At 65.8% G+C, this 8,661-nt stretch carries 8 protein-coding genes; 7 read left to right on the forward strand and 1 reads right to left on the reverse strand.

The window, feature by feature from the left end:
- Positions 1 to 68 precede the first annotated feature (68 nt).
- Entirely contained in the window at positions 69 to 470 is a 402-nt protein-coding gene (locus tag C2I19_RS14600; protein ID WP_103903426.1) for a hypothetical protein, read from the reverse strand.
- Positions 471 to 908: 438 nt separating this feature from the next.
- Here C2I19_RS14600 and C2I19_RS14605 point away from each other — a divergent pair, with 438 nt between their 5' ends.
- The 7 genes from C2I19_RS14605 to C2I19_RS14635 form a co-directional block, all read left to right on the forward strand.
- Positions 909 to 1,475, forward strand: a complete 567-nt coding sequence (locus C2I19_RS14605) for a 4Fe-4S binding protein (protein WP_199181198.1) — start codon at positions 909 to 911, stop codon at positions 1,473 to 1,475.
- Positions 1,472 to 3,493 carry a hydrogenase 4 subunit B gene (gene hyfB, locus C2I19_RS14610; RefSeq protein ID WP_103903428.1) on the forward strand — a complete coding sequence of 674 codons (2,022 nt, stop codon included), beginning with the start codon at positions 1,472 to 1,474 and terminating at the stop codon, positions 3,491 to 3,493. The genes C2I19_RS14605 and hyfB overlap by 4 nt, the downstream gene beginning before the upstream one ends.
- Positions 3,494 to 3,503: 10 nt before the next feature.
- On the forward strand, positions 3,504 to 4,442 hold the full coding sequence (locus C2I19_RS14615) for a respiratory chain complex I subunit 1 family protein (protein ID WP_103903429.1): 939 nt from the start codon (positions 3,504 to 3,506) through the stop codon (positions 4,440 to 4,442).
- 9 nt (positions 4,443 to 4,451) lie between these two features.
- Positions 4,452 to 5,891, forward strand: coding sequence for a hydrogenase 4 subunit D (locus tag C2I19_RS14620; protein ID WP_103903430.1), 1,440 nt, complete (start codon positions 4,452 to 4,454; stop codon positions 5,889 to 5,891).
- A 10-nt stretch (positions 5,892 to 5,901) separates the two neighbouring features.
- Complete coding sequence (gene hyfE / locus C2I19_RS14625) at positions 5,902 to 6,552, forward strand: hydrogenase 4 membrane subunit (RefSeq protein WP_103903431.1); 651 nt, start codon at positions 5,902 to 5,904, stop codon at positions 6,550 to 6,552.
- Positions 6,553 to 6,556: 4 nt separating this feature from the next.
- Positions 6,557 to 8,074 (forward strand): hydrogenase 4 subunit F, encoded by a 1,518-nt coding sequence (locus C2I19_RS14630; protein WP_103903432.1) that lies wholly within the window; start codon positions 6,557 to 6,559, stop codon positions 8,072 to 8,074.
- Between the two features lie 15 nt (positions 8,075 to 8,089).
- The coding region (locus tag C2I19_RS14635) for an NADH-quinone oxidoreductase subunit C (protein WP_199181199.1) at positions 8,090 to 8,661 on the forward strand (572 nt) is incomplete at its 3' end.

The following is an 8,661-nucleotide window of genomic DNA, read 5'->3' on the forward strand; positions in this document are numbered from 1 at the left end:
CGGTCAGTTGTACGGTGCACTTCATGGAGTTCGGCGGTGAGTAGAGTCCGGGTGAGTGCAAGCAAGAATCAAACCAATTTGTTGTGGGCACTTAACACATAAAATGGTTCAACCTGCTTAAAAAATACCGCATGATTCGATAAATCGCACCCTTCTATTTTACTGTACAGACTGAGTTCTTCTTTCAATCTCTCTTCGACACAAGCGACTTCCCCCTCTTCAAGCCCACAATGGTACTGCTCCCGACCCCATGCCCTTGCCAAATCCTTCATTTCGATTGCGTCATCACCCTTACAGTTTCTCATGGACATCGCCGCAGAAACTTCACCTATAAGTTTTTTCACTTCCAGGCTTTCACAAGTCGCGGTCGACAACCATGACTTTTGGTCACACTGTATCTGAGCAAGAGAAGGAAAACTTAAAAAAAGGGAAAGAAATAATAAAAAGCGCATAAAATCATCCCTAAACATGGTGATATTTCATCGACAAAAAACAAATTACCTGATGGAAAAGTTGGAAGTGCTCTGAAACCAAAAATTCCCGAAAAGGACATCAACAACATATAATTCCAATAGCATAATATCGTGAATGTTTTGTTTACGTCCCTCCTTGCAAGCGAGTAGGCGGGCAGACCAAGAGCCTTGCCCGCGCCATCGCCCCCATCTTTACCTTCAACCCTCGTCACTTCTGACGACGACGCCTCCCCGCCGACACCGCATCGACACTGCATGCCCGACGTCCACACGCAGACAAGCCTCTGAAAACAAAGACATCCACCCGAGAAAACCAAGCTGGCACGCCTCCTGCAAGTAAGAAGCCATCCCGGGCCCCGCCTGGCTTTACTTGGGGGAATCATGAACCGCTTCGTCATTGCAGAGCCCGAGCTTTGCAATGGATGCAATACCTGCATGGCCGCCTGTTCCGCGCTGCACCGCGCGGCCGGCCTGCAGGCGCATCCGCGGCTGGCCGTCACGCGCACGGCCGCCGTCACCGCGCCGGTGCTGTGCCGCCATTGCGACGACGCCCCTTGCGCGCGCGTCTGTCCGGTGGCGGCGATCTCGCTGTCCGGCTGTTCCGTCGATCTCAATGAAACCTTGTGCATAGGCTGCAAGCTGTGCGCCATCGCCTGCCCTTTCGGCGCCATCCAGCTCTCCGGCACGGCCTGCAGCGGCGTGGCCGCCGTCAGCCCGGCCTGGCAGCCGCCGCAGGCGGAAACCGAGCCGGCCGCCGCGCCGCATGACAGCAAGGCCACGCTGTCGCCGCTCTTGGCCTGGGAGCCTGGCGTGAAGGCCATCGCCATCAAGTGCGACCTGTGCCAGGGCCTGGCCGATGGCCCGGAATGCATGCGGGTGTGCCCGATGCAGGCGCTGCGGCTGGAAGACAACGATGCGCTCGCGCGCGCCGCCCACGCCCGCCGCCAGGCGGCGCTGCAGGCCCTGGGCGCGGAGCTGGAACTGCCGGAGGAAAGACCATGAGCCTCGCTCCCCTGCAATGGCTGTCGCTGGCCGTCTGTCTGTACGGCGCGGGCGCGCTGTTGAGCCTGCTGCTCGCCAGGCTGGAGAAGTTAGCCATCGCCGCGTCGTCGCTATTCGGCATGGCTGGCGCGGCCTGCGGGCTAGCCGCGTCGCTGCCGATTTTGCAAAGCGGCGCTGTCGAACGCTTGGTGATGGAAGGACCGTTTGCATTCGCCCATTTCGCCGCGCGGCTGGACCCGTTCTCGGCGCTGCTGCTGCTGGCCATCTCGGCGCTGACCATGCTGACCTCGCTGTTCGGCTGGTCTTATATGCGGGAATACCTCGGCCGCGGCGTCGGCGCGATGGGTTTCTTCGCCAATGTTTTCATCGCGGCCATGACGGCGCTGGTGGCGATGGACAACGCCTTTTACTTCCTGATCCTGTTCGAGGCGATGTCGCTGGCGTCTTACTTCCTGGTGATTTTCGAGCAGGACGAGGAAGCGGTGAGCGCGGGCTTCCTGTATTTCCTGATCGCCCACGCCGGCTCGGTGCTGATCCTGATTGCCTTCTTCCTCTTGTACGCGCAAAGCGGCAGCCTGGATTTCGACAGCTTCCGCGCGCTGCGGCTGGACGGCCCGCTCGCCTCCGCGGTGTTCCTGCTGGCCCTGTTCGGCTTCGGCGCCAAGGCTGGCATGGCGCCGCTGCATGGCTGGCTGCCGCGCGCCCACCCGGCTGCGCCCTCGCACGCCTCGGCCCTGATGTCCGGCGTGATGGTCAAGATAGGCGTGTTCGGCATTATTAAAGTGGGCGTGGACATTCTTGGCGCGCGCACCGCCTGGTGGGGCTTGCTGGTGCTGGCCATCGGCGCGGTGTCCGCCGTGCTGGGCGTGCTGTACGCCTTGGCCGAACAGGACCTGAAACGGCTGCTGGCCTACTCCACCGTGGAGAACGTCGGCATCATCCTGTTGGGCGTGGGCGCCGGCATGCTGGGCATGGCCTCGCACCAGCCCTTGCTGGCGGCGCTGGGCTTTATCGCCGCCGGCTACCACCTGCTCAACCACGCGCTGTTCAAGGGCCTGCTGTTCATGGGCGCGGGTTCCATTCTTTACCGCGCCCACAGCAAGGACATGGAGCAGCTGGGCGGCCTGGCCGCGCGCATGCCGTGGACGGCGCTGAGCTTTCTCGCCGGCAGCCTGGCCATCTGCGCGCTGCCGCCGTTCAACGGCTTTGTTTCCGAGTGGTTCACCTACCAGGCGCTGTTCGCCGTCAGCCAGGACGCTGGCTTCGCGCTGCGGCTGGCCGGCCCGCTGGCCATGGTGATGCTGGCCTTGACCGGCGCGCTGGCGGCCATGGCCTTCGTCAAGGCTTACGGCATGTGCTTCTCCGGCGCGCCGCGCAGCCGCCATGCGGCGGAGGCGACCGAGGCGCCGTTGCCCATGCGCGCGGCCATGCTGCTGGCCGCGCTGGCGCTGTTGCTGCTGGGCGTGGGGGCGAGCGCGGTGTCGCCGCTGATGGCCAATGTGGCGGCCTCGCTGACCCGCGCCGCGCCGGCCTCGGTGACGGAAGGCCTGGCCATCCACCCCGGCCTGCATGCCCAAACCATGGTGTCCATGCCGCTGTTGGCGGTATTGCTGATCTCGCTGCCCTTGTGCGTGCTGCTGGCCCTGTCCATCCTGCGCGGCGCGCGGCTGGCCCGCCGCCAGCAGGGCGATGCCTGGGCCTGCGGCTACGCGCAGGAAGCCTCGATGTCGGTCGGCCCGCAGGGCCTGACTCAGCCGGTGGCGCACATGTTCGCGCCGCTCTACCGCCTGCGCGGCCAGTTGTCGCCGGCCGCCAGGCTGGACGCCGCGCTGGAGAAAACCATAGCCGGCGCCGCGCGCGCCGAGCCGCTGTGGGACCGGATGCTGACCCTGCCCGTCGCCCAATGGGTGGACCGGCTGGCGGCCCGTATTCGCTGGCTGCAGCACGGCGACTTCCGCCTGTACTGCCTGTACGTGGTGATCGCGCTATTGGCGCTGCTCTTGATCGCCGCGCGCTAGGAGAACCACCATGCATCCATTGCAATCCCTCCCTCTGGCCATCGCCCAAGCCGCGCTGCTGCTGGCGCTGGCGCCGCTGTTCACCGGCGTGTCGCGGATGATCCGCGCCCGCATGCATTCGCGGCGCGGCCCCGGCGTGCTGCAGGACTACCGCGACATTTTCAAGCTGTTCCGCCGCCAGGACGTGGCGCCGGGCCGGGCCGGCCTCGCCTTTCGCCTGGCGCCGGCGGTGCAGCTGTCCGCCATGCTGATGCTGGCGATGGCCCTGCCGGCGCTCACCCGCCACTCGCCGGCCGGCCCGCTGGCCGATCTGATCACCTTCGTCTACCTGTTCGGCCTGGTGCGCTTTTTCTTCGCCCTGTCCGGCGTGGATTCCGGCAGTTCCTTCGCCGGCATAGGCGCAGGCCGCGAGCTGACGCTGGGCATCCTGGTGGAGCCGACCATGATGCTGGCGCTCCTGGTGGTGGCCTTGATCGAGGGCAGCACCAATCTCGGCGCCATCGCCACCGGCATGTCCGGCAGCTATCTGCAGTCGCCGGCCGCCATCGGCCTGGCGCTGGCCGCCTTCGCCTTCGCCGTATTCATCGAGATGGGCAAGCTGCCTTTCGACCTGGCCGAGGCCGAGCAGGAGCTGCAGGAAGGCCCGCTGACCGAATACTCCGGCCCCTCGCTGGCGCTGTTGAAACTCGGCCTGGCGCTGAAGAAAGTGGTGCTCGCGCAGTTCATGCTGGGCGTGTTCCTGCCGCTGGGCGCGGCGGACAGCCTGGCGCCGGGGGCGCTGCTGGCCGCAGCGGCCTGGCTGCCGCTCAAGCTGCTGGCGGTGTTCTTCATCGCCTCCGTCATCGAGAACAGCATGGCGCGCGGCCGTTTCCTACTCACTGCGCGCGTCACCTGGGTGGGCTTCGGCCTGGCCGCGCTGTCCTTTGTTTTCTATCTCACCGGTCTTTAAGGAGCATTCATGGAACACCTCGCTCTGGCGACCATCTTGCTGCCCTTCCTCGGCGCGGCCCTGGTATTGGCCAGCCCGCGCCCAGTCGGCCGCTTCCTGGCGCCGCTGTTCGCGCTGCTGGCGACCATCGGCGCGATCTGGCTGGCCGCGGCGTTCAAAACGGCCGGCGGCATGGCCGCGCACTACCCTTTGCTCAGCTTCAACGGCATCGAGCTGTTAGGCCTCACCATAGACCGGCTCAGCACGCTGATCGGCATGGCCGTGGTGGGGCTGGGCTTCTTGGTGGCGCTCTACTCCACCGCCTACATGACGCCGGCCAACCGCGAGCACCCTCACGCCGCCGCGCCGCGCTACTACGCCTACCTGTTGGTGTTCATCGGCGCGATGGCCGGCTTGGTGCTGTCGTCCACGCTCTTGGGCCAGTTGGTGTGTTTCGAGATCACCGGCGCCTGCTCCTGGGGGCTGATCGGCTATTACCAGAAGCCCAAGGCGCTGCAGTCTGCCTTGAAAGCTTTGCTGATCACCCACATCGGTTCGCTGGGCCTGTACCTGGCCGCAGGCTGGCTGTTCGCCCAAAGCGGCAGCTTCAGCCTCTCAGCCATCGCCGTCCTGCCCGACTCCGCCAAGATCATGGTGCTGCTGGGCGTGCTGTGGGCGGCCTGGGGCAAATCGGCCCAGCTGCCGCTGCACATGTGGCTGCCGGACGCGATGGAAGCGCCGACGCCGGTGTCCGCCTATCTGCACGCGGCCTCCATGGTGAAGGTGGGCGTCTACATCTTCGCCCGCGCGCTGAACGCCGCCGGCAGCGTGCCGCACCTGGTGGGCTGGGTGGGCGCCATCATGGCCACCGCCACGCTGCTGTACGGCTTCTGGATGTATCTGCCACAAAAGGACATGAAACGGCTGCTGGCCTACTCCACCATCACCCAGCTGTCCTACATCTTCCTGGCGCTGTCGCTGTCGGCCTTCGGCTCGCGCCTGGCTTTCAACGGCGCCGTCGCCCACATCTTCAACCACGCCTTCGCCAAGAGCCTGTTCTTCCTGGTGGCCGGCGCGCTCAGCTACAGCTGCGGCACCCGGATGCTGCCTTCCTTGCGCGGCCTGTTGCGCGGCGCGCCGCTATTAGGTGTGAGCTTTTGCGTGGCGGCGCTGGCAATCACCGGCGTGCCGCCGTTCAACGGTTTCTTCAGCAAGTTCGCCATCTTCGCCGCCGGTTTCCAACTATCGCAAACCGAGCCCTGGCTGCTGCCGCTGATGCTGCTGGCGATGGCGGAATCAGTGGCCAGCTTCGCCTGGTTCTTGCGCTGGTTCGGCAAGACGGTGCCGGGCGAGACGTCCCCCGTGGTGGCCGCGGCCCAGCCGCTGCCCTGGCAAATGAAAACCGTGCTGGCCGCGCTGCTGGCGATGAGCCTGGCTTCCAGCTTCATCGCTGCGGCGTGGCTGGCATGAGGAGGCGCAGATGGACGGCATGCTGATCGTCAACAACCTGGCCGGGCTGTTAATCGTCACTTCGCTATTGGTGATTTGCGCCAATCGCGTGGCGACGGCCGCCCGTTTCTACATGCTGCAATCGCTGGTGCTGGTGGCGGTTTTCCTGGCGCTCGCCTGTGTGCAGGGCTCGCACGAGCTGACGCTATGGGCGGCCTCGGCCTTTGTCACCAAGGTGGTGCTGGCGCCGCTGATCCTGATCAAGCTGCTCGGCCCGCTGCCGGACGATCCTGAGCTGACCGGCCTGCTCGGCCCGGCTTGGATGGCCGCGCTGGCGGCGCTGATCGTGCTGGTCAGCTGGTACGCGGTGGATGCCGTGCGGCTGGCGGTGGTGGCGCACCTGAAGCCGGCGCTGGCGGTGTCGCTGGGACACTTCCTGCTGGGTCTGGCCTGCATCGTCACCTCGCGCAACATCCTCAAGCAGATTTTCGGCTACTGCCTGATGGAGAACGGCGCCCACCTGACGCTGGCCTTGATGGCCGGCAAAGCGCCGGAGGTGGTGGAGATCGGCATCGCCACGGACGCGGTGTGCGCGGTGCTGATCATGGCGCTGCTGGCGCGCCGCATTCATCGCACGCTGCAAACGCTGGACGTGCGGCAACTGACCGCTTTGAAGGGTTGAGGCCATGACTGCTACGCATTGGCTTGCTTTTCTGTTGTTGATTCCGCTGCTGGCCTCCGCGCTGTGCGCGGGCAGCCGCCTTGCCGGCTCGGCCTGCGCGCGGCTGGCCAGCCTGGTTCACCTGGCCAGCGTCACGCTGCTGCTGGTTCTATCGCTGGCCGCCTGCGCCGAGGCGCTGGCCGGCGGCCCGCTGGAGGCGCTGGACGGCTGGCTGCGCATCGATGCGCTGGGCGCGCTGTTCCTGGCGCTGATAGGCGTGCTCGGTTTCGCCACCGGCTTGTACTCGATAGGCTATATGCGCCACGAGCTGCAACACGGCGAGGTGGGGCCGGAGCGGCTGTGCGGCTACTACGCCCTCTTCCAGCTGTTCCTGTTCACCATGCTGCTGGCCGTCACCGCCAACAACGTCATCATGATGTGGGTGGCGGTGGAAGCCACCACGCTGGGTTCGGCCTTCCTGGTGGGCTTCTACGGTCAGCGTTCCTCGCTGGAGGCAGCATGGAAGTATATGGTGATCTGCACCGTGGGCGTGGCTTTCGGCCTCTACGGCGTGGTGCTGGTCTATTCCAACGCCGCCAGCCTGCTGGGCGACCACGGCGGCGCGGCGCAATGGACCACGCTGCTGGCCATGGCCCATCAGCTGGACCCGGCGCTGACACGCATCGCCTTCGTCTTCGTGCTGATCGGCTTCGGCACCAAGGCCGGCTTCTTCCCCATGCACGCCTGGCTGCCGGACGCCCACAGCGAGGCGCCCAGCCCCGTCAGCGCGCTGTTGTCCGCCGTGCTGCTCAACTGCGCGCTGCTGATTGTGATCCGCTTCCACATGCTGGCTTCGCGCGCTCTGGGGCCGGGCTTCTCGGAAACGCTGCTGCTGGCCTTCGGCCTGATGTCGGTGGCCGTGGCGGCGCTGTTCATCCTGTCGCAGCGCCATATCAAGCGTCTCTTGGCTTACTCCAGCGTGGAGAACATGGGGCTGATCGCCATAGCCCTGGGCCTGGGCGGCCCGCTCGGCGTGATGGCGGCGCTGTTCCATACCGTCAACCACAGCCTGGCCAAGGCGCTGCTGTTCTGCGGTTCCGGCAATGTGCTGCTCAAGTACGGCACGCCGGACATGGGCTCGGTCAAGGGCCTGCTGCGCGCCGCGCCGCTGACGGCCATGCTGTTCGGCGCCGGCGCGCTGGCGCTGGGCGGCATCCCGCCGTTCAACGTGTTCTACAGCGAGTTCCTGATCGTGGCGGCCGGCTTCAAGCAAGGCCATGTCGTGCTGACCGTCGTCGTGCTGCTGCTGTTGACCATTGTGTTGGCGGGGCTGGCGCGGATGCTGGCGGCGATCTTGTTCGGCCCCGCGCCGGACGAGGTGGAGCCGGGCGAGGCCGGCTGGCTGACGCTGCTGCCGCTGGTTCTGCTGATGCTGGCCATGCTGGCGATAGGCCTGTTCATGCCGGACAGCCTGCAAACCTTGCTGCGCGAGGCCAGCCAGCTGGTGCTGGCCGCCGCCAACCACCCCGTAGTCATCCGCTGAGGCCTGGGAGAAAACATGAACGACGACAAACTGGGCCGCAATTATCTGGATGGCCTGAAGCAACGCTTCCCGCACGCGGTGCTGGAGGAGGCATGGCAAACGGCTGACCAACTGACGGTCACCGTCAAGCTGGACAGCCTGCCCGAGGCGGTGGAGTGGCTGTATTACCAGAACGAGGGCTGGCTGTCGGTGCTGTTCGGCAACGACGAGCGCCCGCTCAACGGCCACTTCGCCGTCTACTACGTGCTGTCGATGGAAGGGCCGGTCAAGTGCTGGGTGGTGGTGCGCGCGCGGATCGACCCGGAGCGGCCGGAATTCCCTTCCGTCACGCCGCGGGTGCCGGCGGCGGTGTGGGGCGAGCGCGAAGTGCGCGACATGTACGGCCTGACGCCGGTCGGCCTGCCCGACGAGCGCCGGCTGGTGCTGCCGGACGACTGGCCGGACGACCTCTACCCCTTGCGCAAGGACGCGATGGCCTACAACCAGCGCCCCGCGCCCACCACCGACACCGAAACCTATACCTTCGTCAACGACGCGGCTGGCGTCACTCGCGACGTGCCGCTGGGTCCGCTGCACATCACCTCGGA

Origin of the sequence: Chromobacterium alticapitis, assembly GCF_002924365.1 — a bacterium.
GTDB lineage: Bacteria > Pseudomonadota > Gammaproteobacteria > Burkholderiales > Chromobacteriaceae > Chromobacterium > Chromobacterium alticapitis.

Excerpts from the sequence above, each read along its gene's own strand:
- hyfE (WP_103903431.1), top strand. The coding sequence starts at position 5,902 with ATGGACGGCATGCTGATCGTCAACAACCTGGCCGGGCTGTTAATCGTC.
- C2I19_RS14630 (WP_103903432.1), top strand. The coding sequence starts at position 6,557 with ATGACTGCTACGCATTGGCTTGCTTTTCTGTTGTTGATTCCGCTGCTG.
- C2I19_RS14615 (WP_103903429.1), top strand. The coding sequence starts at position 3,504 with ATGCATCCATTGCAATCCCTCCCTCTGGCCATCGCCCAAGCCGCGCTG.
- hyfB (WP_103903428.1), top strand. The coding sequence starts at position 1,472 with ATGAGCCTCGCTCCCCTGCAATGGCTGTCGCTGGCCGTCTGTCTGTAC.
- C2I19_RS14605 (WP_199181198.1), top strand. The coding sequence starts at position 909 with ATGGCCGCCTGTTCCGCGCTGCACCGCGCGGCCGGCCTGCAGGCGCAT.
- C2I19_RS14600 (WP_103903426.1), bottom strand. The coding sequence starts at position 470 with ATGTTTAGGGATGATTTTATGCGCTTTTTATTATTTCTTTCCCTTTTT.
- C2I19_RS14620 (WP_103903430.1), top strand. The coding sequence starts at position 4,452 with ATGGAACACCTCGCTCTGGCGACCATCTTGCTGCCCTTCCTCGGCGCG.